Source organism: Methanomicrobiales archaeon HGW-Methanomicrobiales-1 (assembly GCA_002839675.1).
Taxonomy (GTDB): domain Archaea; phylum Halobacteriota; class Methanomicrobia; order Methanomicrobiales; family Methanospirillaceae; genus Methanoregula.
The window spans coordinates 942,273-968,546 of record PGYM01000001.1 but is presented as its reverse complement, the minus strand read 5'-3'; the positions used below and the strand labels follow the sequence as shown (position 1 = coordinate 968,546).

The window sequence follows — 26,274 nt, the reverse complement described above, 5'->3', positions numbered from 1 at the left end:
ACAATTTCTAGCCATTCCCTTTACCGGTCGGGAACATTATGTCGGCGTTACCGGTTTTTGCCGGCATCCCGGTCCAATACCATCTGCCAGGCCGGGCTGGTAAGGTTCGGGTAATCCCCCGATGCCCTGATAAACAGGCCTTTTGCCACCTGCCAACCCTGCGAGTCCCCGGTATGGAACCAGGTATAACTGTCAGCGTAAAAATTATCCCGGGTATCCCCGTGTTCATCCCACTTGTTCAGGACAAGCACCTGGGAATAGATATTCACCCATGTTGACGGCGATGCAGAATAATCGGCATAGAGCATCACCTTCTGGTTGACATCAACATCCCTGTACACGATGAGATCCGGATTTTTTGACGCGGTTACTTCCGGCAATGCTTGCGAGAAATTTATTTTCTGCAGGAAAACGGACTGGTTGTCAAACGGGTAGATTGTATCGGGAAATGCGAGCGGAGAGTCTAACGCGGTCTTGTTTTCATAAAAGAACGAATACTCGATATTATTGGTCTTGTTCGGGTAGAACCTGTCGGCATGGATCTTGAGAAACAAGGGCGTTTCACCCGGTACCGGACTGGTCCAGTTGGGATCCATTCCCGGCGGGAACCGGACAAAATCAAGGGAAATATTTTCCTGCGAAAAGTATTGTTTTGTCAGCACAAACGTCCCGGCTACCGGTGTTCCGTTTTTCACCGGCAGCGGCACATACAGCGTGACATTGGTCAAAGGCCCGGTGGAAACGACCTGGAATTTGTAATCCACGTTGGTTGAAAACATTCGCGGGTTGGGATCGGCTATGCACCCGGCACTGATGACAAGCGTGACGCAGAGCAGTAAGCATATCGTCGGGCAGGGCCAGTTCCGGTTCATTTACGTATTGTCGAACGCACCGGGTAATAAAAATGGTGAAATGATTCCCGTGAAATATTCTGTGATGGATTTTCCTGTAAAAATCCTGGCTGATGATGGTGCCAATTTTTTTTAACCCTCAAATGATTATCAAGAAGTAACACCGTTTCTCTCACGAAGGCAAAGCATCTCCCAAGGAGTATCCCCATACCCCGGTAGCGATAAAAACTGCTGCACCTGATGGTTGCTCACGGAGCGAATCAAAAAAACTAAAACCTTATTGCCCTGCCCTGCCGTGCCTCGGAGATGCCCTGAGGCGGGGAGCCTCGCAGTATCCAGAGTATTATTGTTCGAAATGAATTCCTGTTCATGAGCGTTTCCGGGCCCAAAAACCAGATCATAACACTATAAGACCAAAGAATTTACACCTATTTCCCAATGAACGAGGATTATCTCGCGATCATCATCACCATTATCTGTCTGACTCTCGTAGTGACGGTCATATCCACGCCGCAAGTAGCGAATCACGGGTACGTGGTCGTGCCGGCAACCGATGCAGATTCAGTGGGGCAGTCCGGGGCAGATGCGGTCCGTATCACGTTCTGGGAACTCCCGCCCCGCCTGATGTTGGTCACGGTGATACAATCGATCTCGCCGATCCTGCTCGTCCCGTTTGAACTGTTTTTCTTCATACAGAGCCTCACGTTCCTTGGCTATCGCAAAATTACCGCAGGCAATGTGCTCGGGAGTCCGGCACGCTCCCTTATTTTTGAGAAAATCCAGGCTAATCCGGGCATTTATTTCAATGAATTATCCCGCGAAACCGGACTGAACCGGGGATCCCTCCGGTATCATCTTGCGCTCATGCGGGTGACCGGTAAGATATCGACGCTTGCCATGGAAGGCGATATACGGTATTTTGAAAATTCCGGGAGATTTTCCGAGACCGAGCAGAAAGTCTTAAAATTCCTGCGGAACGACAAGGAGCGTGCGATATTTGTCCACCTCATGGACAATCCTGAATCCACCCGGGGCGATCTGGAAAAGATACTGGGGATATCCGGCGCTGCGGTGACGTGGCACACAAACCGGTTGTGCGATGCCGGGATGCTGAAAGTTGCCCGGAGCGGGAAAACAGCAAGGTATCTCATTGATCCGGACGCGAGGACATACCTGGAGAAATATCTTGCAGACACGCCAGAAAAACCGGCATTTATCCCTCCAGGGTGACGGGGATTTACCTGGTATCTTCTGTTAATATTCCCCGATAAATCCCTGCAGGATCCGAATAACGGGATCGTTTCGGAAAAACATACGCCTGCATTTTCAGGGCAGAGCATAATCCCTCCTGAAGGTTACATCCAGGTCAAGTGAACGGGTTCTTATCGGGGTCCATGGGATCTTGGCGAAGTGCGGGAACCCGTTTTTGCCAGTTTTTTTGTTGGGGAATAAATGTACAAGTGAATGAAATTTTACCCTCGGAAAAAAAGATCCCCATATTCGCAATCCGGCAGGGTTTTGGGTGTCCGGATGGAGTAACTACGTGGGGAAAATCACCTCGATTTAAACGCATTTGATGGGTTTTGGGAGGGGGGAGTATTCCAGCCGCATTTTTGCAAACCGTGTGATTTAAAGGCTTATTTTCCGAACGAACTGAAAAAAGGGAATTGTTGGGGGTTTCCGGGATTGAAAGGGATACCGACAAAGGAAAAGGAACCTGTATAGGGCTTATTTGCCATCAGGGTCCAGACCAATTATTCCATGAGTCTCATACGACGGGTAAATGAAGGAGGGTTATCTGGAACTTAAAAAACCAAGAAACGGTAAAATCAAGAGCGAATTGTATTAAAAATGGATATTCCGGAAGATCCAATATCAAAAAAAGGGATCATCTTTTCCTTTATCAGATACTGCTTCCCAACATAACCGCCGATTCCGGTACATCGAATTCCTGACTGGAACCAGTGATCCGGTATTTGCCCGTCGCTTTCACACCATAGGGATTGCCGGTCGTAGAGAAGGGCACGATAAATTCCCCATTAACGCTCTCCTGTCGGTATGTGAAATTCCGCCCGGTATTGGAGATAAGGTCCAGTTCAATGATACCGGTCCCCTTGATGTGTGCCCCTTTAACATATTCAAAAATTTTCACGTATTTTATATCCGGTGTCTTTGCATTGAACACATTAGTCGGGGACTCATGGATCAGCCGGTAGTGACGTAGTGCCGGGACATTTCCTACCGGATCAATCAGTGATGAACTAAGAGCGATTGCATGGTAACCGTCCGGTGCTTTCAGATTATATTGTTCGACACGCTGTGAAGCATCAGATGCATTCGTCAACACTCCATTGATGATGACCGGCAACGATACATTGGTGATGCTCGGATCGGCATATTCGATATAATATACCCCAGTCGCCGGAGTCATCGAACCATCAAAGTTGTGAAGCCGTGAAACCATAGTCAGATAATACTGCAGCGTATTCAAAAGTCGTGGTTCTAACCTGTTAGGATCATTCTGATCGGGGATAAACATGGTTTTCATGTAAGGATCCGCAGCAAGCGACGGGTTATACCATGTTGCCATAGCGGGGAATTTTCCCATATCCATTTCGATATCCGTGATTACGTACCGCGTACCAAGTTTGTCCAGCATCTCATTGGCATTTTCTTCTGAGATTGAAACGAAATATGCAGCAGCCCCGGTATCTCCCGCTACACCCTGCTGGAACGGGTTGGCATTGGGAATCCGTTTTGAAATGTAGGTAATCATATGCCCGTAGTCCCACCAGGACATAACGCCATATGCCTTTTCCGGGTAATGGAACGTCTTGGGATCGTAAATGGTCAAATAATCCAGACCGGTTTCCGGGGAATTATTCCCCAGCCATTCCAGTGATTCCCGCCAGTCCGGATTCATGTTGTAGCCATTGTTCACCACATTTGTGTAGCTGTAGGATGCGGAAGAATATGCGAAGAGAATTCCTGTTCCTGCGGTAAGAATAGCAATGATAATAATAAGATATGTGAAGGCAGGAATCTTTTCGGGTTTCCCCGGATCTTTCTTCTGGTGCTTTCCTTTTGGAGATTTCTCTTTTGGTTGTTCTTTTATTTCTGATGGGTGAATGTTCTTCCGGCTTCGTGTTATCCTCGAATAAATTTCTGACCAATACCTGCTGAAAACAAAACTCGTGCAGACCGCTGCCATGAGGGCGATATTTATTGCAAGGTAATATTCGTACCGAACATGCTGCCATGTTGAGAGGAACATGACAAGCGACCAGACCAGTGCAAATACCTGGTGCGGGTGCTCATCTTTTCCGTTGTTATAGAGCATGACCAATATTCCCCCGGCAAACAGGATGAGCCCGTAGTTAAACGACATCCACGCATGATCGAGTGACCACCCCCGTGCTTCCAGCACGGTTTCGGTTACCGGTTGCTGGCCGAAAAAGGCGAAAAGGGATGAGACGAGAAGGTTATAGATCTGGGGTGCTGCAAGATACAGGATTCCTGAAAAACACATTGCGCCGACAAGAATTACTGCGGGATACCAGATTTTTTCCCTGCATTTGAGATAATACGCTAAACCGTAAAGCAGTACCGTACCCCCGATAAGTCCGAGATAGGCATAGACATGACCAATCGAATAGGTGGACAGACCAACGCCCGGGTCTTTTAAGCCAAAGAGGAGCAACCCGAGGATGGCCACGAGAAAAACGGTTATATTTATTATCAGGAGATATTCACTGGTACGGTTGCGGTAAACATCAACGACAAACTGGATTACTGTAAATATTCCCACGATCAGGGCAAACAGGATCATTGTCGGCATTACAAAAAGACCGAGAAGATAACAGACACCGGCGAGTAATGAGAGAAAAAGGATTTTATTATAACTTACAAAATTCCTGAGATCAATTTTTGTGTTTTTATCAGAGACAATCGCATAACTGTATATCAGGCAGAACAGTGTTGAGAAGAGCACTTCTGCGATGTGGTGATCGATGTAGCCATACCATGAGACTGTAAAAAACTGGCCCGATACGATCGCAGTAAATCCTGCTGCCAGGAGTCCGGTCTTCCAGTCACCAAAGACCTTCCCGATGAAATACATCAGCACAACGATTACCGCAGCCATTAATGGTGGTACAAGGAGACCAATGCCGATAATCTCCGGGCGGGTGGTGGCACCGACGATGAGGCAACAGACAGCGATAATTGTGGGAAACAGCGGACCCCAGTATATATTCGTCCCATGGGGATAGTTGGTCAATGCCTCGAACCAGCCGTAGCCCGGGAAATTTGCGAGGATCAGTTCAACCTGGCGAAGATTATAGAGCGGGTCATCCATTGCAACCATGTTGAGAATATCGGTATTCCCCATGTGGAACATCGGGATGAGACGAAGCCAGAGCGCAAAAAGCGAGAGAAAAATGATGAGACCGGCTATGAGATAGTTCCGGGGGTTTTTAAAATCCAGATTTACCATGGAAACATCCGTTTTGTTAATAGAATGGTTATGAGAATATAATTATTTTAAATGTGTTTTAATAAAATGATGTGGAAACGTGGGAAAGGTGTCTCCTGCTCACTCCTATCCCAATACGATACCTAATGCATCTTTCTGAATCTGCAACGAAACCGAGGAACATCACCACCCTTATCCATTCCATGCTTTTTTTCAAGCAGACCCTCTGCCTGAATATTAATCAAACCTCGGTCGAAATTTTAAAGGTTTTATTTTGTAGATTTATTCCCTCCTTATCTGGATGAAGAGGATGCCGATAACCAAAACGGACAGAGTACAAAAGGTACCAAAACCCGGAGCCGATGTGGGTTTAGGAACCGGTGGAGAATCGGGAGAATACAAGGGGATACCGGTTGCATTTACCTGCGGTGCGGGACTCGGTTCCGGTAACGGAAAACTGCCCGGATCGAGCGTGAACAGCGAGATCTCCTGTACAGGATCCTGTCTCGGTTCATCCCGCCGGTCGGCCGGAATATGCGCAAGATCCATAAAGATGATCCGGTTCCCGTAAATTGCCGGTGCGAACATGCTGGGAATATCCTTGAGAACCTGGTATTCTTTCCCGGAAGAAATATCATACATCATCAGCCGGTTGCTCTCATCATAGGGATTGTAGAGGAGCATGGATGGCCTTTCCATCCATATGACTCGATCGCACGAGATATCCGCGGCCTCCTGCTCTTTGATACCAGTGGCAACCAGCGTTTCTTTACCGGTTGTGATATCGTACATATACACATCCCAGTTCTGGTCACGGTGATCGCTCCAGACGATTCGATCCCCCGATATCTCCGGTTCGGCTTGTATTCCGGTCCTCGTGCCGATGACCTGTTCTTTTCCGGTTGCCAGGTCATAGAGGTAGATGTCCCGGGATGCCCCGCCACTCCGGTAATCTTCCCAGACAATGCGGGAACCGTCGATCCTGACGCCGGTTTTATCCCATGCTCCATGTGCGACAATGATTTTTTTTCCGGTTGTCAGGTTATACGCGATGATATCCGGCGTATGGGACGCTGCTGCAAACGGTTGCTCTGTCCAGACAATAGTATCACCGGAAATCCCCGGATAGAGAAATACGAGGTGGCTGAAATCGTCAGACTTTTCATAAAGGGTGCTTTGTTTTCTGGTCGTAAGATCATACATCCGGATGGCCATGTCGGTAGTCCAGACAACCCGGTTACCGGAGATTGCCACCGGGTGTTCGTCAAACCCAGAGGCATTCTTTGGCGTTCCGTCTTGTAACAACGAGGATATGAGCGTTTCAGTCCCGGTTGTGATATTGTAGAGATAGATGTTGGATACAGATTCGTTATCTGAAGTGCGCTCGGCCCAGACAATCCGATCCCCGTCGATCTGGGCTGATCGCCAGATAATGCCGGTGTGGTTGCTGATGCCAAACGTAGTGGTGCCGGGCGTGATCTCATCGGCCGCTGCACTACCGGGAATGCAACATACTGACAGCATCACCATGAGGAGGAAAAAGAACAGGATGGCATGCCGGGCGGTAACCGGGTTTGCCCGGGTGTTTCCCAGTTTATTAAAGGAAATCATCATTTCTTCCTCTTTAACATCAGGACCCCGATCACGACAAGTCCCAGGAATATCCCCGCCCGGGCCAGGGGGGGCTGGGCCAGTTCTCCGCCATTGCCCGTCCCGGTAATACCGGTGTTCCGGGATTCAGGAGTTGACCCGGGCCCGGCAGCAATGGAAAACATTGTTGAATTCGGTTCAGCGACAACGGTAAATATTGTCGAACTGGTTCCGGTGGTATTCGATTTCAGCCAGCCAACGGTTACAAAATATTCGCCGGGCGAAAATCCCATGGTGTTCAGGTCAAACGACCAGCGGTTTGTATCTCTGCCTGCAATGACTGGTATCATCTCAGTGCTGATGAGAGTATTGGTGTCAAGGTTCCGGATAATAACCTGCAGGGTATTTTCCACGCCCATGTTCGTTGTGCCGCTAATGACCAGGTGTTCGCCGGCGGTCAGGCTGGGCAGCGGGCGATCCGGATCCGATTGGGATTTCCGGTCGAAATGAATGAAGGGCTCTTCGACCAGGAGATAATAGGGGGTGAAGATATCGTCGGCTCCCGGGCGCAGGGAACCCGCCTCAAGTATCCTGACTACCGGCTCTGCATTCGCCCGGATATCCAGTTTTGGCACGAGTTCAGCGACAACGGTTCCCGAATTCAGGATCGTAATGTTCCCGTTGCTTGCAACCCGGGATTTGATATCCAGTTTTTTGTTGAGCCCCGGGTCCTGGATCACGACAGCATACTGGCCGCTGGAAAATTTCCCGGTCTCTTCGGGTTTGAGAATTATCGAAAAATTCCCGGTTGCATCCGGCATTACGGGTGAGGCCCGGAAATAATTCCTGCCGATAATCCAGCAGGCCAGGGTTCCGTTCATTGCATGGGTGCCACTTATCATAACCAAGTCGCCCTTTGCGGTTACCTGCGGACGGTCCGAAATCAAAGTCACGGATGCTGCAACCGGAGCGATAATAATGAGCATTATCAGGCTCAGGGCCGTTACTGCGGTTCTGCAATTTTTCATCTATTCACCAACATCTTCAGATAAAGGAAAAATTGTCCCGGGTTCTTAAACGATCTCTGTGGCAATTGTCTACCGGTTATTCCTGAGAGGATTGACACAGAATCTTGATGAGTTGGCGAAAACATTCAGAATGTGTCGAATACCGCAAAGGGGTCCATTTCAATAACTCAATTATTCTTGGTCCTGTTAATCCGACACCTTTTCCAGTATGCGCTCGATATTGTCCAGTTTCTTCTCGATTCGTTCCATTTTCCCGTTCATGACTGCGAGTGCCTCCCCAGAATTTTCTCGTTCTGATTTTTGTGCGGCGAGCATGTCCAGTTTTGCGAGCATCTGATCCAGGTACTTCTCGATCCAAGTCTTGATCCAGGTTGCTGCCATGGTGATCAGGATGATAACAAGGATCACGAGAAACGCCTGCGTGAGGACCCACCCGAGAGATCCGAAGATCATAAAGAGCCCGTTACTTGCCTGGTAGTCATTAGGGCGGAGTACTGTCACCACAATTGCGATGAGAAAAAGTCCCGCGAACAATCCCGTTAATGCAATCACACTCTTTGTCAACCAATGAAATTCTCTGATTGTTTTAAAATCCATTTCTAATCATCTCCAAGTTTCCCGATTAAATCCAGGTTTACTACAAACTCAAAAGGCACCGCCTTGTAATACCGTTTAAGGTATGGCGGCTCTTCGGCAATGCGGTTCGTTCCGGTAACAAGCCCGGCCTTTTCGAACTGCTTTAAGTATATGTTCACCAGAGGCCGCGAAATCCCAACCTCTTCTGAGATCTCCCGCGCGAATTTCTCCTCGTGGGCGATCGCTTTGAGAATGTTGAGCCTCTGCTCGTTCCCGAGAAATCCCAGGAGTTTTGCCAATTCAGGGACTGAAGATGGGCTCAGCATGCTTATGTGTTTAATTATTTTTACACATGATAAATTTTTTGTTATTTAGGATCCTTTGGATTTTGTTTTTACTCTGATAAGAAGTAAAGTCCTGCCGGTCCGACAATAATGAAAATGTTTTTTTTTATGAAATCAAAATCCGTTCGATTTTTTTATTTTAGGGAACACGAGCTTCGCAGAGCTGCCATACCATTTGGCCTATTGATACAATTTATGAAGGAATTTTCTACTTCTCATGATGAGACATTTGTCACAGAATCTTTATGCATGATATAACAAAATTTCTATAATCCGATAGGGATATGCTATCGTAAAGGGGAATATTGCGAGAATTTTCTCCCGTTATGCAGGAATGAGGCGCATGGAAAAGAAAAAAATCCTCACCAATATTATTCTGGGAGTTCTCATTGCGCTCTTCCTCCTTGAATATCTCTACATTCCGTTGTTTGGCGTGAAACCCGGTAATGAAGCCATCCCGTTCTGGCAGCACCCGCCACAGGCAATTATCTTTCACGGGATTTACCTCATCTCGCCGGCACTCATGAAACCGGCAAATTTCCTGATGTACTGGTGCGTGGGGTTCGGGATATGGCTGGGCTTCCGCCAGGTGTCCGCCGGCAATGTGCTGGATTGCCCGGAACGACAACGGGTTTTTTCCTTCATACAGGATCATCCCGGCATCCACTACCGGGAACTGGAGCGAATAACCGGCATCAATCGTGGCACGCTCGCATACCACCTGGAAATCCTGTCCCAGACCAAAAAAATAATTGCAGCCCGTAGTCCCGGCTATACCCGGTATTTCGAGAACAATGGGAAATATTCCGGACTGGAACAAAAGATTCTCTCTTCGCTGAACAATGACCGGAAGAATACTATCCTTCACGTGCTGCTTGATTCGCCGGCAACGCTGGCCGAGCTCAGCGCCAGGCTCAATATATCTCATTCTTCGGTTGCCTGGCACATGAAAAGGCTCTGTCGCGAGGGGATCGTCTCGCTGCAGGATGATGGGGGATGCCGGAAATATTGTCTCTGTGATGAATCGGCGAGATTCCTGGCAGATTCCCGGTAACGGGATCATCTCTGGAAAAACGATATGCATCCCGTGAACAAAAAATCCGGTCGGAAAATTTCTCCTGCCGCCATCACCCGCCCAATCCCGTAACCCTCCTGAATATTTGCCGAGCGGTTGTCGGGACCATCCCCCAGGCCGGATTAGCCTGTCATAAAAAAATGACGGGCAGATTATTGAGAGCCCGGGTAAAAAAATGCTACAATGGCGACCCCAATTGCGGGTCCCAAAACAGGTATCCAGGTAATCTTTCCTTCAATGAGAAAACTCAATAGTGCACCGGTTGCAAATGCCACCAGTCCCAATAGTAATGAATAGGAAATTTTTTTCATACTTTTTTCCCTATGCACCGTTACTGCGGGGGATATTAAACACTTTCCCGCAATGCTCCCGACTTCCCCCGTCCCCAGAACCGGGCCAAGGAATAACCAGCCGGATGACCCCTCCCTTTTTAATACGTGAAAACTAAATTGCGTTCAATGCAGAATCCGGCCTCACCCCCAAAGATCATGCATATCTGCCCCACCTGCAAAAGGCCCGTTGAGCCCGGTTACAAATTCTGTGAAGCCTGTGGGACACACATAACGGAACTGTCAACCTGCAGCAAATGCGGTACCCAGTTCATATCTGAGGATAAGTTTTGCGATCTGTGCGGAGCCCCGCTTATCCATGGGGAAGTACCGGAAGACCCTGAGGAAAAGGAAACCAGGACGATTATAGGGCAGGCACCGGGACGCGATGTAGAAGAAATCACGGAACAAGTAATGGTTGAAGTACCTGTAGATAATGCAAAAGAAAACATCAGGACTGTTATAGGGCAGGTACCGGAACGCGATGTAGAAGAAATTCCGGAATCGGACACGGTTGAATTACCGGAAGATAATGGGGAAGAGGATACCGGGGCGGTGGAAGAGCAGGTTCCGGAAGACAATGAAGAGGAGATTCCGGAACAAGAACCGAATGAAGTACCGGAAGATAATGAGGAAGACCGTGTGCCGGTTGAGATGGATACTCCGCACCCTGCTATAAGGGACAATAAGGAACCGTACACGGATACATTACTGAAAAAATACGGGGCGGGATATTCAGATGAGGAAACCGTGGGATCCCATCGTAAGCAAAAACCTGAGCCCGTCGATGACGCGCTGTTTTTCACGCATAAAAAACCGGGAACCCCGGCAAAACAACGGGCAGGCATAACACGGATTATCGGCGTAGTTATTGTGCTGGTAGTCTTGATTGCGGCCATCTATTTTATCGGTCTGCCGATGCTCAACGGGGACGGTGGTTCAGGCGTTTTGGGCAATTCGTCGACAGTGGAGATCACCCCCACACCAGCACCATCCAGTGTCGTGATAATCCAGCCAGACCCCCCAGAGACAACCCTACCGGTCTCCCCAGGCCTCGTCCCCCTGCCAACACAACTGGTCCCATCAGACCAGAAGTTCTACTTCCAGGTCCGGAAAAACCCGGTTACGTTAAAGATCTCGGTCATCTTCACGGGAAGTGCGGGAGTGGGCGGCATTGAAAGTGCGAATATTAAGGTCACCCACCCGAACGGTGCGGTGTCAACGGGCATCATCCAGCCCTTAAAGGGCCAATCCGAGATCACGCTCGCAGGATCCCAAGAGGCCGACCGCGTAGAGATCATTGCCCAGATGTACTCTGGCGAGGCATACCGGGTCTATGATGATCTGGTCTCTGTGTGAGGTACCGGGCTGCCTCCGGAATTCTTCCGGTCTCATCCGGGGTCTCATCGTATTTTACGGCCGGTTTTTCCTTGTCAGGGCAATGACCGGATCCGAAGGATACGGCAACCGCATGCGGGAACCAAAAGGAAAAACGATGGTAAAATCCCGGGCGATACTCAGTCCTGCTGCAGCGTGCCGGTGATCTCCTGAGTTTTTTTAAAAATGGGGGATGTCAGTTCAGGAGCACGATTCCGGCATTCAGGGCCGTGGCGATGCAGACCCAGGCAAGATAGGGAACGAGCAGCATGGCGGCAGGTTTTGATACCCGGTAGAATGCCACGATTGTTGCAATGATAAGTACGAGCAGCAGGAAGATGTCTGCAAGGCCGGCGATGGGTGATTGCATCCCAAAAAAAAGGAACGACCATGCCAGGTTTGCTACCATCTGGAGACCAAAAAGAGTCACACCGGTTTTCACGGGTTTCTTTTCCCATCCCTGAGAGATGACAAGGTACAATGAGATTCCCATCAGGAGGTAGAGGACGGTCCAGACGGGGCCAAAGACGTAATTTGGTGGCGAGAACCAGGGTCTGTTGAGCGTGACATACCAGGTAGAGATCCCGCCCATCGTGAGGAAACCCACAACGATACCGGCGACCATTGGTCCCAGGATACAGGCTGCTGCGAGTGCGGCCGAACGAAGATTAGCCATAGACATCACTGGAAAGCCGGAGATAATGAGTGTATCGCTGGGAGATGTTAACAAAGGGGCTCTTTTTCACTCTGCACCCGGACCATGCCAAAATAAATTTATAAAAACCTGAAGGGAGATTTCCCTGCAAGGAATTAAAAATTAAAAAAATCGACAAAGGAAATTTCCCTGAAATGAATTAAAAAAATTCCGGCAGGGGAAAATCCCCCGCCGTTGTTCACATCGCATTACTTCGGGTTGTTGCTGTTTTCCATATGATAGAGGACCCGGTCCCCTGTGATGAGAAGCCCGCGTTCAAAAGGGGCTTTTGCGCGAGACTTGGTGGGCTGGAGGCTTTAAGAATCAGCAGAAGAGATCCTTTGGCTCCACTCTTCCTTTTTCCGTCCGGTCGAAATCCTTGTCGAAGCTGACAATTGAAAGCCCGTTTTGCACTGCGACAGCATATTGGTACGCATCATCAAAATCCAGGTGAAACGTGTCTGCTGCCCCGGTGATCTTTGAGAAATTATCGGGAGTTATATTGATGACACGAATTCCGCTGGCAAGAAGATCTTCATTGACAAATATGAGATATTCGCGGGACTTATGTTCCCGCAGGTAAAGCACGCCAATGGTATGCAGTGAGAAATCACTGATATACAGGGTCGTAAGATCGGCCCGTTTAAAAAAATCCCTTACTTCCTCTACCCGTGAGCGGCGGAGAATGTACTCGAGAAAAATGTTGGTGTCGAGAAGGTACATCAGGCTTCCCGCCACTCCAGTGCTTTGTGCTGGAGCTCAACGGAGGAATAGTGTTTGCCGAGTTCAGCAAGTGTACCTTCAGCTGCGCACCGGAATGGAGCCGGCTGTACTCGTTTGGAGCGTTTCACCAGCTCATCGATATAATGAATTGCTTCTTCACGTAGATCGGGAGGGAGCAGACGAATTTTTTCTTCAACTGAAATTGTTGAGGAAGACATGAAATATCAGTATTTTATTGTTTTTTATGCATAGAATCTTTTCGGGGATGCGGGATACCCGGTGCGGGGATTTAACGCTCAAAAGGGGCTCTGCCCCTCGGCCAGCGTTGGCTTACCCGGCCGGTCCCGGGAAAAATTGATCCAAAATAATAATAATTCCCAGGAAAAACCGGGATATTTTCCCGGCTTTTCTGCAGGGGATATCAAAAAATTCCGGCAGGGGAAAATCCCCCGCCGTTGTTCACATCGCATTACTTCTGGTTGTTGCTGTTTTCCATATGGTCGAGCACCCGGTCCCACATGACTAAGAGCCCGGGAACGATCACGTAGGCGAGCAGCCCGGCGCCGAGGAATGCCCCGGTGAGGATGAGTTCGGTTTCCATCATCATCACCGTTACGCAAGTGCCGGGACTGTGTCGGCCCAGGTCTCGACTTTTGTCCGGATGCTGTCGTCCGAGTAGGAGGTGAGCCCCACGCTGTCCCGGGTGAAATTTACCATGTAGATCTCCCCGTTGGCATCGTGGCATTTCAGGGTGGCCGAGAAGGTCTCGTTGTCGGTGTCCCGGTAGGGGCTTCCGCCGTGCGCTGCAGTGAGGGCGGCATTGGCAAGGATTGCGGCTGCCCCGGCATTGAACCCGGCGATCGTGCTGAAGCGGCCGGAGTCGGTGCCGACCGTGTTGGCTTCGTTGTCCTGGTACACGATTTTTGCCCCATAGCTTTCTTTTGTCTTTTCCACGCCGGCATGGTTGGTGCCTGCGGTCATGTAGGCTACGCATTCGAACGGGTTGTTGGTCAGGACCGACTCAACGATCGTGTTGAACGCTGCTACATCTTCGATCGGGTTTGCGAGTACGCGAACCGCTGATTTTGTTATGGTCTTTTGTACGAAATCTGCCATTGTTGTTTCCTTCTTTTTTGTTTCTTCTGGTTGTTTTTTTGGTGTTTTTCTGGTTGTCTCGGGGGCCCCTTTGACATGCTAGTATACGTCGTGAAAGGACTTAGCCGTGGCTGAATCTTTTTTATTTTTGGGGAATGGGTGGCGGTGTGCGGTTGGATTGCGGAAAAGAGCGGGGGTTGGGCGGGGATGGTGCGGGAAGAAATGGGAGCGAGGGATGATAGAAACAAACCGCAACAAATAATGTCACAGCCTTAATAAATCTCATACATTATCGAATATATTCCCGGAAGACATGAACGGTGAGCCTGAAGAAGTCACACGAAAGAAACGGATCGATCCCTTACTGAAAGCTGCAGGTTGGTCTGTTGTGCCTTTTAAGAATGGCATGGACATCTCCCGGTTCAACAAGTGCGCTCTTGAAGAATTTCCCACAGCAAACGGTCCCGCTGATTATGCACTCTGTCTTGACGGGAAGATCATTGCTGTTATCGAGGCAAAAAAAGTCACTCTCGGCCCGCAAAATGTGCTGACCCAAGCCGAACGGTACGCCACCGGGATTCCGGGCAGCCCGTTCAATTTCTCCGGCTTCCGGGTCCCTTTTATTTATTCCACAAATGGCGAGATCATCTGGTTCCACGATCTCCGCAATCAGTTAAACAGATCCCGGCCCATAGCAAAATTCCATACGGCGGACGCGTTAGCCGAACGGCTCAAAGAAAAATTCGAGGCGTCCTGCCAGCGTCTTTTGGAATGGGAAAATACGCACCCGATGATACGCCCCTACCAGGCTGAAGCGAATGCGGCAATCGAGCAGGCGATCCGTGACCGGAAGCGCCAGATGCTGATCGCAATGGCAACCGGGACTGGCAAGACCTACACGATGGTCAACCAGATCTTCAGGCTGATGGAATCCCATGTTGGAAAACGGATTCTCTTCCTCGTCGATCGCCGGGCTCTTGCAGCTCAGGCAGTCAAAGCATTTGCTTCATTTGAAGGCAGGCCCGGGCTGAAATTCGACAAGGCATATGAGGTCTACAGCCAGCGGTTCTTCCGCGAAGATTTTGAGGAGGATGAGAAATTTGATCCAAAAGTGCTCCCTCCGAATTACCTGTTGGAACCGAAACCCGGCCTTGCATTTGTCTATGTCTGCACGATCCAGCGGATGACGATCAATCTGTTCGGGCGTAACGCACTGTTCGGATCCAGCGATGAGCCAATCGATGAGGATGCGGAACAGATGGATATTCCGATCCATGCCTTTGACCTGATCGTTGCGGACGAATGCCACCGGGGATATACTTCAGCGGAGCAATCGGTCTGGCGCAAGACGCTGGATCATTTCGATGCGATCAAGATCGGGCTGACGGCTACCCCGGCAGCTCACACAATGGCCTATTTCCGGGAGATCGTGTACCGGTACGATTATGCCCGGGCGGTGCGGGAAGGGTTCCTGGTCGATTACGATGCGGTTGCTCTTGACTCAAATGTGCGAATGAACGGGATCTTCCTTCAAGCCGGGGAACAGGTCGGCGTGATTGATGCAGCAACCGGAGCACAATCGTTTGATAACCTTGAGGATGAACGGCAATTCGATACTACGGAAGTAGAACGAACCATCACTTCGCCGGACTCGAACCGGAAGATCCTTACCGAGATCCGGAAATACGCAGAAGAGCATGAGCAGCGGTTTGGCCGGTTCCCCAAGACCCTGATCTTCGCCGTGAATGATATTCCCCATACTTCCCACGCGGACCAGCTGGTGGATCTTGCCCGGGATGTTTTCGGGAAAGGGGATTCGTTTGTGCAGAAGATCACCGGTAAGGTTGACCGGCCGCTCCAGCGAATCCGCGAATTCCGGAACCGGCCACAGCCGTCGGTTGTAGTTACGGTGGATATGCTCTCGACCGGAGTGGATATTCCGGACCTGGAATTTATTGTCTTTTTGCGGCCGGTAAAATCCCGTATCCTCTTTGAGCAGATGTTGGGCCGGGGGACCCGGAAGGGCGAGCGATGCCCGGACAAATCCCATTTTGTGGTCTTTGATTGTTTTGGCGGTACGCTGTTCGAATATTTCCGGCAGGCTACCAGTATCACCGCAGAACCGCCCGAGAAGGAAACCCGGCCAATCTCGCAGGTGATCAAGGATATCTGGGATAACCGGGACCGGGAGTATAATGCCCGGGTGCTGGTGCGCCGGCTGCAGCGAATCGACAAGGAGATGAGTGGCGAGGCCCGTGACCTGTTCGCCGCGTTTATTCCTTCCGGCGATATGAAACGATACGCTGCCGGGTTGCAGCATGCACTCCGCCGGGATTTTACCGGGACAATGACGCTGCTCCGTAACCCGGAATTCCAGAACCTGCTCGTTCACTATCCCCGGCCTTCGCGCTCGATGCTGGTCGCGTATGAGAATGAGGACACCGTCAGTTCGCGGTATATCTTCCGGGATTCGGCAGGCAACGAGTACAAGCCGGAGGATTATCTTTCCGCATTCTCGCAGTTTGTCAAAGAGAACCCGGAGCATATCGAGGCGATCCGGATCCTGCTGGACCGGCCGAAAGACTGGGGAACAGATGCCCTGTCCGAGCTGCGGCTGAAACTCGCCGCAACCCGGTACCGTTTTACAGTTGAGAACCTCCAGATGGCCCACAAGGTGCGGTATAACAAGGCACTCGTGGATATTATCTCGATGGTGAAACATGCAGCCCGGGAGGAAGAACCGCTCTGTACTGCAGAGCAGCGGATTCACCGGGTCTTTGACAAGATGGCCTATTCAATCTCGCTGACTCCGGAACAGCAGCAGTGGCTCGACAAGATCCGCGAACACCTTATTGCAAATCTCTCGATCAGCAAAGACGACTTCGATATCATTCCTCTCTTTGCCAACGAAGGCGGATGGGGAAAAGCAAACCGGGTCTTCAATGGGGAATTGCCGGTCCTGATCCAGCAATGGAACGAGGCGATTGCAGCCTGAGCCGGTGGCCGACTAAATATTCCGGTACACGGACCGGCGATGATCGATCATGACCACGAAAATAACCAGGTGGCCCTGATCGATGGTCAGGATGATCCGGTAATGCCCTACCCGGCAGGAATAGAGCGGGACTTCTTCATGACCCTGGAGTTTTTTGACGAGCAGCCACGGCTCAGTTTCCTGTGCGAGCTCATTTAAGGTGGTGCGGATGCGTCGTGCATCCTCTTTGGGGAGGCTCAGGAGATCTTTTTGTGCCCGCTTTGCGAGATGGACGGTATACATTCAGATCCCATGCGCATCGCAGAACTCGTTGAGCTCCCGGGTTTTTCCTTTCCGGATATCGGCGAGTCCCTCTTCGATTGCCTGAAGTGTGTCTTCGCTGATGGGATCCTTGTCGGTCTGGGAGGACATGAGGCGGGCGATCACTTCATCGTAGGTCTCCCGGGGGTGTGCCCGGAATTTCATGAGCGCCTCTTTGGTCTCCTTCCGGATCCGGATGGGGATGGTTTCCATGGTTATCTGTAGTACTGCTGCACCCATAAGGCTACTGGTGTATGCATTGGTGATGCACGCGGACGATTGCGCAGGGTTAATGCGGACGTCGGTTCTATCCTTATCCACATGAGCGATATAGTCCAGAAACTGTGGGGATTCTGCCACACGCTCCGGCATGACGGGATCGATTACGGGGATTATATTGAGCAGATCACGTATCTCCTCTTCATCAAGATGGCTGATGAGCGGAGCGTACAGCTTCCCGAAGGCTGCGACTGGAAGGCGCTCATTGAGAAGTCCGGGACTGACCTGACGGAACATTACCAGGATGTGCTCCGGAGACTCGGGAAGGAGCATGGACTTCTTGGCGATATTTTTGCCGGCGCGATCTCCCGGTTTTCCAATCCGGTGAACTTAAAGAAACTGATCGGGCTCATCGATGAGACCGAGTGGACCGAGCTCAACATTGATGTGAAAGGCGAGGCGTTCGAGGGCCTCTTAGAGAAGGCGGCAAGCGAAGGGAAGAAGGGTGCCGGGCAGTACTTCACGCCGCGTATCCTGATCCAGTCGATTGTCCGGTGCATGAAACCCGATCCCCGTAAGCGGGCCGACCTGACGATCTGCGATCCCGCGTGTGGTACCGGCGGGTTCCTTGTCTGCTCGTACGAGTGGCTTCTGGAGCAGACGAAAGGAGGGGCACTTGACCGCGATGTTGCGAAACGCGTCATGAAGAGCACGTACTTTGGTCAGGAACTGGTTGCCCGCCCGCGACGGCTTGCGCTGATGAACCTCTTCCTGCACAATGTCGAGCCCCAGATCAAAATCGGGGACTCGATCTACGAGAACCCTGACAGCCGGCGCTTCGATGTGGTGCTGACGAACCCCCCGTTCGGTACGAAAGGGGCGAACCAGGCACCGGACCGCGAGGACTTCACGATCTCAACCTCCAACAAGCAGCTCAACTTTGTGCAGCACGTGATGACGATCCTCAAGCCCGGTGGACGGGCGGCAGTCGTGGTGCCGGACAACGTGCTCTTCGCGGACCAGGCCGGAGAAGTGTTCAAGGTGCTGACCGAGGACTGCAACCTGCACACGATCTTACGGCTCCCGAACGGAACCTTCACCCCCTATTCCCCCGGCACAAAGACGAACCTGCTCTTCTTCACCAAGGGCTTTCCCACTGAGACCATCTGGGTGTATGATGACCGGACGAACGTCCCGGGCATCACCAAGAAGGACCGGCCCCTGACACCGGAGTATTTCGCCGAGTTCGAGCGGCTGTATGGCGCTGACCCGAACGGCGGCTCGAAGCGGAATGCTGCGGACTCGAAAGAAGATCGCTGGCACTCGTTCCATATCTCTGAAGTGAAGGAGCGGAACTACAAGATCGATTCGCTGAAGTGGCTCAAGGATGATTCGCTCGATGATGCGGATTCTTTGCCGGAGCCGGAGGAGCTTGCGGTTGAGGCGATTGAGGAACTGCGGTTGGCGATGGATGAGTTGAAGCAGGTGCTGGTGTTGCTGGAGAATGGGGATGCGGCGGCGAGTGAAGGGAAGAAATGAAAAAACCGGTCGTGATATCTCCGGAACCCAGTTGTTTTCCCGATGACGAGCTACCGGAAGGCTGGAAATTCGTAACAATTCTTGATGCGTGTGAAGTAAATCCTCATAAGCCGTCCAAAGATTTTCTCCCTGCTGATGCGCCGGTGACTTTCATCCCGATGCCTGCGGTTGATGCTGACATGGGAGCGATCACGAATCCGCAGATCAAACCCTATCTGGAAGTGCGTAACGGTTTCACATCTTTCCGTGATGGCGACGTGATTATGGCAAAGATTACGCCCTGCATGGAAAACGGGAAAGCGGCTATTGTCACCGGAATGAAAAATGGGATCGGTTTCGGTTCAACAGAATTCCATGTGATGAGATCACGAGGGGAAATCATGCCGGAATATCTCTACTATTACATCCGGCAGGAATCCTTTCGGAATGAAGCAGAATCTCATTTTACCGGCTCGGTCGGACAAAAGAGAGTTCCTGCTGATTTCATCAAACAGAGTATGATCCCCCTCCCCCCGCTCACCGAACAGCAGCGTATCGTCGCCCGTATCGAAGCCATGATAACGCACATCAACGCCGCCCGTAATCAACTGAGCCGGGTGCCGTTAATTATGAAGAAGTTCCGGCAGGCTGTGCTGGCGGCTGCGTGTTCGGGGAGGTTGACGGAAGGATGGAGAGAAGAAAATTTACACATTTCTCAATTGTCAAATCAAATCAAGCTTAAAAATTATAGAGTACCTGATTTTATAGAAGACATATCTGAAATTCCTGCTTCCTGGAAATATGTTACTGTCGGATCTGTAGGTCGTGTCAAAGGGGGTAAGAGACTTCCTAAGGGATCAGAACTCGTGACGAAAAATACTGGTTTTCCTTACCTGCGAGCAGGTAATCTCAAAAATGGATCTGTACTGGGGGAAATTTTTTATCTAGAGCCTGAAATTCAGGTAAAAATCTCTCGGTATGTAATTTCTTCTTCTGACATCTATATTACAATTGTTGGGGCTTGTATCGGTGATTCTGGAACCGTACCAGAAAAATTCAATGGGGCGAATCTAACCGAAAATGCAGCTAAAATTTGTAATCTGGAAGGAATCGATAATCATTACCTTGCCCTTGTTTTTAGATCCCCACTTATTCAGGAACAAATCAATGGAAAAATTTTTTCTGCCACATTGGGTAAACTAGCCTTAAATCGTATTGCTCAATTAATAATTCCCCTCCCCCCCCTTGCCGAGCAGGACGGGATAGTCCGGCGTGTCGGTTTGCTATTCGAGCGTGCGGATGCGTTCGATCAGGAAGTTGCTGCGGCGGGCCGACGATGTGAGCGGTTGACGCAGGCGGTGCTGGGGAAGGCGTTTTCAGGTCGACTATAAAATATTATGATTGAGTAAGAAAGGACTTTGAGTCATCGATTTTTATCATGAGAAGACTTGCTAAAAACAGAAAGTGAATGGCATTTTCTTTACTGGTTGTCAAATTTGCATGAGCTTTTGGATTTCTAATTCCTAATATCGAGCCGGAATAAATTTGTAAATACCCTTTTTGAATATCTTTACCACTATCTGTAGAGAGATCATCTAAAACTATTATTGGTTTCCCTAAAGAAAATGCACGATTCATCAAATCCACACCATCAAATTCTTGACTGGTTTTATCCCTCACAATCTTTTTCACACGGGTATTCACTTCTTTGAATGCCGACTCTACTGCATCCGAATAATGCCCATCAATAAATTTTTTTTGGGAAACTCTTTGTATGTCTTTATGAATAAGAGTCCACATGTCGGGACTTAATATCGCTTTTTTATCGACAATCAATGTTCGAAGTGGGCTATTATCAGGAGTAAGCCCCTTGATGAAATCACCTAAAAGTTGGATCTTTTTATCATCGGTCATCGAATTATCTGCAAGTGTCATTACCCAATTGTAAATTAACTGAGATCGTACTGAGGTAATACTTTCATGAGGGTATTCTTTCAGTGAAAAATCAAAAATCGCAGATGAAATCCTATTAATATCGTTTACTGTGGTATCATACTTCAATCCCTCACCCAATTTTATCGCAATTAATTTGAAGTTCATATTACCCTCCCCCTATTTTTCAATGACTTTCAGGTATTCAGAATATCTTTTTCTACATCCATCAAGAAGATCATCATACGTCATAAGCTTAATTCCCCTCCGATATTCCATTATTTCCCTAGCCTCTTGTGATATTTTATTTCCGATTAAATACCCTTCAACCGATCGATATTTAGTGGAATATTGCTTCGAGATTCGCAAATACAACTCTAATTGATCTAGTTCGTCTTTAGTCAATTCAATAGAAGGTCGTTTTATTTCCAGAATTAATAATTTATTATCTGAATCAACGACTGCAAAATCAAAACGTTTTTTAACAAACTCCTTATGTTTTTTTTGCATGTCATCGCCGATAAACGTTCGAAGTGAGCGATTGGAATGAACTAAAAAATAATTCTCATCAATGAGCCACATACTTTTCTCAAGTACTCTATGGATTGAATCGGGTGTATCAATCTCATACGTATTTTCATCGTGAATCATTTGTTCAAATGTGTGAATTGTCTCCAGACGACTTTTTACTAAACTCGAAATTGATGCAATTTGAAAAAGATTCCATTGCTTCATCAGATCCGATAGATCTTGCATTCCTTCGGTATCTTCTTTGGAAACCTTTTCGATGACTTCTTTGAAAGCGACACGCAAGCGTTCATTTGAACTTACAATGTTTTCTCCAAGGATTTCCAATAAATCAGATAAATAATTAATATCTTTTTTTGTTGAACAGAATTTTATGATATCTTCGATAACCTTTGGATTATCATTGAGGAAACAAATAATTTCTGCCGGCAGATCATCATCCGATTTGATTATGTCTTTAATTTCCTCTTCAGATTTTACTTCCTCTACTTTAATTTCGAGATTATTGTCAGAATTCCATTCTAATTCTGACGCACCCTTGTGGAGCATCTTTTGAACGAGGTTTAAATAATCTCCGCTTGGTATAGAAAACCAATTTCGGAATCTCTTTAATCGAAGAAATTTTCTTTGGGATTTTTTTTCTTGTGCGACGACTAAATGGACCCAACCAAATTTTCCGGATATTTTATAAATGCGCAATACATCATTGCGTTCAGCCCATGGGGGGAATTGCTCTTCAGCCATTAATGTGAATTTTACATTTCACACGATTAATGTTCTGAATTTATATTCTTGGTTTTTTCCCATCTATAATGCCGTTGGGTCGTTCGCCCCCTTCCGCTCCTATCCGGCGTGCGGCTGGTACCGGGCGTGGCGGCGGCGGTCCGGCACATCCCGGTAGAAAATCCCCGTGCAAGCCGATCCTCAATGAAGATGACATTCCTTAAACCGGGTCCAGCTCAATACCCCACTCAGTGTCTGAACAATCAGGTGCGTAGGATAAAAGAGAAAATTCATTCCCCCAGTCTCCATATCACGTCCTCCACCCGCCCGATCCGCTCCCTCATCCGGATGCAGGCCGCCCGGTCAAGAACCGATTCATTGATCCAGGACTCCATCTCCGTAATTACCGATCCATCATCCTCCCGCCATGCAACCCAGGCCAGGTTCCAGATGGGAACGCCGGCCATCACCATCGGCAGGAACTGCAACAACCCCTCGTGCTTCTGGAATTCTGCCAGCGCCAGCTGCTGCTCGCCTAACGCTTCTGTCATCATAATGTGCCGGGGACCCTGAAGATCCTCAAGCGCAGTACGGCAGATCTCCTTAACCTGTGCCAGCTCCTTTTCAAGCCGTCTCTGTCCGGGACGGAACGCAGTGGTTATGGAGCAGGGCTCGCAGTACCCGACCTGCCCGACCGTACGTTCCGGTACCGGAGGTTGCTGGACGGCAATATTCACCAGGGTAACTATCTGTTCATGGATCAGATCCTTTCGCGTTTCTTCCGTAACTGCACGGATTAATAGTGTCATCTCTTCACTCCTGTACCTGCTTCAGCGCTCGTATTTCCTGTATTGTCAGTGATTACTTCCCGGGGCACTTGGGGCACATTGAGTGCCATTTCCGGGATCTTTTTTCTGTACAATTTTCTCGTAAGACTTTCCGGAAAATGGGGTATAAGTGCCCCATGTGCCCCCAACCCGTACTGCATGTTACAATACACCGGACAGTACATCCTGAAACCCTCCTGCTTTCTCCAGTTCAGTCAACTCATCCCCATTTTTCCAACGGATGCCGGACCAGAACCGCTCTCCATGACTCTTCCCGCCATCTCTGACGTTGCGTTCCCGTAAAGCATCCGCGACTCTCTTTCCCGAAGGCACCCGCCGTACTCCTTCCTCCGCACACCACTTCTCGAACATCTCCCGGAACGCGGACCGCGACAACGAGGCCCCCGCTTCAAACGTACACTCCGTCCCCAAAAACAACCCCACCGTATCGCTCACCGTCCGGAGATTCACCGTAGCCTGCGAAACCTTCCGGGGCTGCACCAGCCGGTGCCCATTCGCATAATACCGTTCCAGCCCCGCCAGGCACCAGTTCAGGATCCCGGCCGACTCCGCCAGCAGTTTTGCCGCAATATCGGGATCGCACTTCTCCTCCGGGATCTGGACCGAGAACGGCACCATCCAGAGCCGGCGCCAGATGCCGTCATCGGTCCCGGGGATGACGGGCTCGTGGTTGGTCGTCATCCAAATCTTGGCAACGGGCGTAAACTCGAACTCGTTTTCATAGAGTTTCCGGACCGTGATCGCGTACTCGCCGGTGATCTGCTTGATGATCGATTCGTCCATCCTCGCGCCTTCCGCACCTTCGGCCGCCGTTGCAAAGCGAGCCCCCGCCAGCCGGGCAAGATCCGACCGGGTGGTCTCGAACCGTTTGGCCATGAGCGAGTCGGACGCGATGTTGACCGCATAGTCAGCAAAGATCCGGGCCAGCACCTCGATCGTCTTGGACTTGCCGTTCCGGCCCCGGCCATACAGGATGAACATGATCTGCTGGGGATTGGTGCCAAGCAGCGTGTACCCGCACATGGACTGGAACCCTGCAAGATAATCCGCATCGCTCCCGAAGATCAGGTCCAGGTGTTCGAGCCACCGGGGGCACGCGGCCGTGCAGTCATAGTCAACGGCTGCCATCCGGGTGAGCATGTCCTCGCGCCGGTGCTCGCGGAAGCTCATGGTCGAAAGTTCCAGCGTCCCGTTCCGGCAGTTGAAGAGATCCGGCCGGGCATCGAACTCCCCCGGCAGCACCGGGCAGTGTGGCGCAGCGGAATCGATCATCGCCTTTCTCGCGTGGAGGCTTTCAGAAAGGATCGCCCATCGCGAGAGTGCCCGGGACCGGTCGGCAGTCGGGGCCTCAGCGGCTTCGCAATGGATTGAGCGGGCAACGGTGGTTGCGATGATGAGCATCCGGCCGGCGGCGTCGCGCTCCCAGCATTTACCGTTCCAGAGGTACCAGGCGCCAAAACTTGCACAGTACCGGACCGAATCGCCGTGCAACGCGATAAGCCGCTCGGCATTACCGGCATCCGTCAGGGCGAACTCCCTTGGATACTCGGGTGCGAGCGGGACGGTGCCGCCATCCCCGGCCTTTGCCCTTACCCGGTCCCGTTTGCCGGCCAGCAACCGCTCTTCCCGGTGCTTCTGCCGCTCCTCTTTCGTTTCGCACTGCTCCCGGAGTTCCTGCCACCGCTGTTTCCCGCTGCCGCAGGTGGCGTGGTGACAGCCGGCATGGATAGCGCCGTTTGCAAACTGTATCGCGTAGGCCCCGTCTTTATGGGCAGAGGAGAACGGGCATTGGGCGAGCGTGTACAGGGTTCCGCCGCAAAACGGTTTTTCCGACCGGACTTTTATCCCGTGGCCGGCAAGCCATCGGCCCAGTTCGATGCTTGTGCCCGACACCGGCCGGGCCTGCTCCTCTCCAGAGGGCAGAGCGCTTCCCAGTTTTTCCAGCAGTGCCCCGCTCACCGTATCGAGCCGGTCCGGCACCGAGAGGATGCGGCTCCTCCGGTGCGGGCGTTCTTTAGTGTTGTCCCCCTTCCGGGCCACCGTGCCATAGAGTTTCCAGATCCGGCCGGCGTTTGAGTTCGCTGCATCCACGGTCGCCGTACCGTCCGAAAAGATTGCGTCGAGCACCGCAAGTCCCCGCTTCACCAGCGCAAGCGATGCCGGGTCATTGGGGAGATCGATCCGGTACATCAGGTGAGCGCCGTTGCCGGAATCGGCCCGGACCGGTTCGGGAAATCCCAACGCACCGAGCCAGTCGGCAACCCGCCCGGCCATAGCGAGTGCAGCCTCGTGTTCGGCATCGGTGGACGAGACCCCGCTCGGCCGGACCGGGTCGATGTCAACCGGGAACCACCGGCGCCGGATAATCTCGGCATCCGCTGTGGTTGAATCCGTCCGGGTCAAGCGCATCTTGATCCGGTTTGCCCGCCGGGAGAGCAGCGACGGGTTCACCCGGTTTAAGGTCACGTAAATCCCGTGCACGGCCGGGTCCGCGTCAAGCGCCCCGGCAAACTGTGCGAGGGCGGCATAGTCGGTGAAGTACCCGCTGTGCGTTGCGTTCTCCGCCAGTGCCCGGATCTCGACAACCTGCCCCGGTCCCGCGAGGAGTTCGATCACCGATGCCACATTCCCGGAATAGTCAGCCGGTCCGGCCATCGCCGCTCACCCCGCAGCCCGGCATCGCGGGCGGGTTTTGAGATCCTGCCGTATCCTGCGCCGCTAACGTGGTAAATGTCCACTGCTCGCCGGGCATCTCCCGCCATTCCGACACGAACAGGGGTTCGGGTTCCCCTTTCATCCGGCACTTGTACTTGATGCGGTACGCATGCGAGTGGGTCCGCACCACCGAGATCCGGTAGAGTTTCCCGCCACGCTTCCGGACCCCGTCGGCAACGGCCGTTGCGATGAGGAAGAGCGGGACAATGGGATCGTTTCGCTGTGCCCTTGTCACCGGTACCGCCCCCGGGCCCGTTCGTTGTTCTCCCGTCCGGCGCCGTCTCTGGGCGATGCTGCCGGATTGGTCCTGTTCCTGGTGCGGGAACGTCCGGCACTGCCG

26 protein-coding genes are annotated in these 26,274 nt (G+C 50.9%); 8 read left to right on the top strand and 18 right to left on the bottom strand.

Annotated elements, in window-relative coordinates; genetic code table 11:
* Window positions 1-47: 47 nt before the first annotated feature.
* Window positions 48-779 (bottom strand): hypothetical protein, encoded by a 732-nt coding sequence (locus CVV30_04870; protein ID PKL70685.1) that lies wholly within the window; start codon window positions 777-779, stop codon window positions 48-50.
* A 19-nt stretch (window positions 780-798) separates the two neighbouring features.
* On the opposite strand from CVV30_04870, the gene CVV30_04865 reads away from it, so the two are divergent.
* Window positions 799-987: a hypothetical protein gene (locus CVV30_04865; GenBank protein PKL70684.1), complete on the top strand. Its 189-nt coding sequence runs from the start codon at window positions 799-801 to the stop codon at window positions 985-987.
* A gap of 302 nt (window positions 988-1,289) precedes the next feature.
* The gene (locus CVV30_04860; GenBank protein PKL70683.1) at window positions 1,290-2,081 is read left to right on the top strand and encodes a Crp/Fnr family transcriptional regulator; all 792 of its coding nucleotides are present in this window, start codon (window positions 1,290-1,292) and stop codon (window positions 2,079-2,081) included.
* A gap of 673 nt (window positions 2,082-2,754) precedes the next feature.
* Here CVV30_04860 and CVV30_04855 read toward each other — a convergent pair.
* The 5 genes from CVV30_04855 to CVV30_04835 form a co-directional block, all read right to left on the bottom strand.
* Window positions 2,755-5,346, bottom strand: a complete 2,592-nt coding sequence (locus CVV30_04855) for an oligosaccharyl transferase, archaeosortase A system-associated (GenBank protein ID PKL70682.1) — start codon at window positions 5,344-5,346, stop codon at window positions 2,755-2,757.
* A 261-nt stretch (window positions 5,347-5,607) separates the two neighbouring features.
* Window positions 5,608-6,939 carry a hypothetical protein gene (locus tag CVV30_04850; GenBank protein ID PKL70681.1) on the bottom strand — a complete coding sequence of 444 codons (1,332 nt, stop codon included), beginning with the start codon at window positions 6,937-6,939 and terminating at the stop codon, window positions 5,608-5,610.
* Complete coding sequence (locus CVV30_04845) at window positions 6,936-7,901, bottom strand: hypothetical protein (GenBank protein PKL70680.1); 966 nt, start codon at window positions 7,899-7,901, stop codon at window positions 6,936-6,938. The genes CVV30_04850 and CVV30_04845 overlap by 4 nt, the downstream gene beginning before the upstream one ends.
* Window positions 7,902-8,129: 228 nt before the next feature.
* A complete protein-coding gene (locus CVV30_04840; GenBank protein PKL70679.1) occupies window positions 8,130-8,540 on the bottom strand; it encodes a hypothetical protein in 411 nt (136 codons plus the stop codon).
* A gap of 2 nt (window positions 8,541-8,542) precedes the next feature.
* A complete protein-coding gene (locus CVV30_04835; GenBank protein ID PKL70678.1) occupies window positions 8,543-8,845 on the bottom strand; it encodes an ArsR family transcriptional regulator in 303 nt (100 codons plus the stop codon).
* Window positions 8,846-9,197: 352 nt separating this feature from the next.
* On the opposite strand from CVV30_04835, the gene CVV30_04830 reads away from it, so the two are divergent.
* The 3 genes from CVV30_04830 (at window position 9,198) to CVV30_04820 (ending at window position 11,810) form a co-directional block, all read left to right on the top strand.
* The gene (locus CVV30_04830) at window positions 9,198-9,917 is read left to right on the top strand and encodes a hypothetical protein (protein PKL70677.1); all 720 of its coding nucleotides are present in this window, start codon (window positions 9,198-9,200) and stop codon (window positions 9,915-9,917) included.
* A 479-nt stretch (window positions 9,918-10,396) separates the two neighbouring features.
* The gene (locus CVV30_04825; GenBank protein ID PKL70676.1) at window positions 10,397-11,626 is read left to right on the top strand and encodes a hypothetical protein; all 1,230 of its coding nucleotides are present in this window, start codon (window positions 10,397-10,399) and stop codon (window positions 11,624-11,626) included.
* A complete protein-coding gene (locus CVV30_04820; protein ID PKL70675.1) occupies window positions 11,607-11,810 on the top strand; it encodes a hypothetical protein in 204 nt (67 codons plus the stop codon). Before CVV30_04825 ends, CVV30_04820 begins: the two co-directional genes overlap by 20 nt.
* 30 nt (window positions 11,811-11,840) lie before the next feature.
* On the opposite strand, the gene CVV30_04815 is transcribed toward CVV30_04820, so the two are convergent.
* The 4 genes from CVV30_04815 to CVV30_04800 form a co-directional block, all read right to left on the bottom strand.
* Window positions 11,841-12,326, bottom strand: coding sequence for a TspO protein (locus CVV30_04815; protein ID PKL70674.1), 486 nt, complete (start codon window positions 12,324-12,326; stop codon window positions 11,841-11,843).
* 336 nt (window positions 12,327-12,662) lie between these two features.
* On the bottom strand, window positions 12,663-13,061 hold the full coding sequence (locus tag CVV30_04810) for a VapC toxin family PIN domain ribonuclease (GenBank protein ID PKL70673.1): 399 nt from the start codon (window positions 13,059-13,061) through the stop codon (window positions 12,663-12,665).
* Entirely contained in the window at window positions 13,061-13,279 is a 219-nt protein-coding gene (locus CVV30_04805; GenBank protein PKL70672.1) for an XRE family transcriptional regulator, read from the bottom strand. The genes CVV30_04810 and CVV30_04805 overlap by 1 nt, the downstream gene beginning before the upstream one ends.
* Before the next feature lie 394 nt (window positions 13,280-13,673).
* On the bottom strand, window positions 13,674-14,177 hold the full coding sequence (locus CVV30_04800; protein ID PKL70671.1) for a hypothetical protein: 504 nt from the start codon (window positions 14,175-14,177) through the stop codon (window positions 13,674-13,676).
* Window positions 14,178-14,469: 292 nt separating this feature from the next.
* On the opposite strand from CVV30_04800, the gene CVV30_04795 reads away from it, so the two are divergent.
* A complete protein-coding gene (locus tag CVV30_04795; GenBank protein PKL70670.1) occupies window positions 14,470-17,151 on the top strand; it encodes a restriction endonuclease subunit R in 2,682 nt (893 codons plus the stop codon).
* Between the two features lie 12 nt (window positions 17,152-17,163).
* Here CVV30_04795 and CVV30_04790 read toward each other — a convergent pair whose 3' ends face one another.
* Together CVV30_04790 and CVV30_04785 are read right to left on the bottom strand one after the other, a co-directional pair.
* The gene (locus tag CVV30_04790) at window positions 17,164-17,433 is read right to left on the bottom strand and encodes a type II toxin-antitoxin system RelE/ParE family toxin (GenBank protein PKL70669.1); all 270 of its coding nucleotides are present in this window, start codon (window positions 17,431-17,433) and stop codon (window positions 17,164-17,166) included.
* On the bottom strand, window positions 17,434-17,664 hold the full coding sequence (locus CVV30_04785; GenBank protein ID PKL70668.1) for a hypothetical protein: 231 nt from the start codon (window positions 17,662-17,664) through the stop codon (window positions 17,434-17,436).
* Window positions 17,665-17,772: 108 nt separating this feature from the next.
* On the opposite strand from CVV30_04785, the gene CVV30_04780 reads away from it, so the two are divergent.
* Both CVV30_04780 and CVV30_04775 read left to right on the top strand, forming a co-directional pair.
* The gene (locus CVV30_04780; GenBank protein ID PKL70667.1) at window positions 17,773-19,209 is read left to right on the top strand and encodes a restriction endonuclease subunit S; all 1,437 of its coding nucleotides are present in this window, start codon (window positions 17,773-17,775) and stop codon (window positions 19,207-19,209) included.
* Window positions 19,206-20,579 (top strand): restriction endonuclease subunit S, encoded by a 1,374-nt coding sequence (locus CVV30_04775; GenBank protein ID PKL70666.1) that lies wholly within the window; start codon window positions 19,206-19,208, stop codon window positions 20,577-20,579. Before CVV30_04780 ends, CVV30_04775 begins: the two co-directional genes overlap by 4 nt.
* Before the next feature lie 4 nt (window positions 20,580-20,583).
* Here CVV30_04775 and CVV30_04770 read toward each other — a convergent pair whose 3' ends face one another.
* The 6 genes from CVV30_04770 to CVV30_04745 all read right to left on the bottom strand — a co-directional run bounded on the left by CVV30_04770 (window position 20,584) and on the right by CVV30_04745 (window position 26,169).
* A complete protein-coding gene (locus CVV30_04770) occupies window positions 20,584-21,288 on the bottom strand; it encodes a TIGR02391 family protein (GenBank protein ID PKL70665.1) in 705 nt (234 codons plus the stop codon).
* Between the two features lie 12 nt (window positions 21,289-21,300).
* On the bottom strand, window positions 21,301-22,392 hold the full coding sequence (locus CVV30_04765) for a hypothetical protein (GenBank protein PKL70664.1): 1,092 nt from the start codon (window positions 22,390-22,392) through the stop codon (window positions 21,301-21,303).
* Between the two features lie 269 nt (window positions 22,393-22,661).
* Window positions 22,662-23,180, bottom strand: a complete 519-nt coding sequence (locus CVV30_04760; protein PKL70663.1) for a hypothetical protein — start codon at window positions 23,178-23,180, stop codon at window positions 22,662-22,664.
* A complete protein-coding gene (locus tag CVV30_04755; GenBank protein PKL70662.1) occupies window positions 23,177-23,359 on the bottom strand; it encodes a hypothetical protein in 183 nt (60 codons plus the stop codon). Before CVV30_04755 ends, CVV30_04760 begins: the two co-directional genes overlap by 4 nt.
* Window position 23,360: 1 nt before the next feature.
* Window positions 23,361-25,874, bottom strand: a complete 2,514-nt coding sequence (locus tag CVV30_04750; GenBank protein ID PKL70661.1) for a hypothetical protein — start codon at window positions 25,872-25,874, stop codon at window positions 23,361-23,363.
* Window positions 25,858-26,169, bottom strand: a complete 312-nt coding sequence (locus tag CVV30_04745) for a hypothetical protein (GenBank protein PKL70660.1) — start codon at window positions 26,167-26,169, stop codon at window positions 25,858-25,860. The genes CVV30_04750 and CVV30_04745 overlap by 17 nt, the downstream gene beginning before the upstream one ends.
* Between the last annotated feature and the right edge of the window lie 105 nt (window positions 26,170-26,274).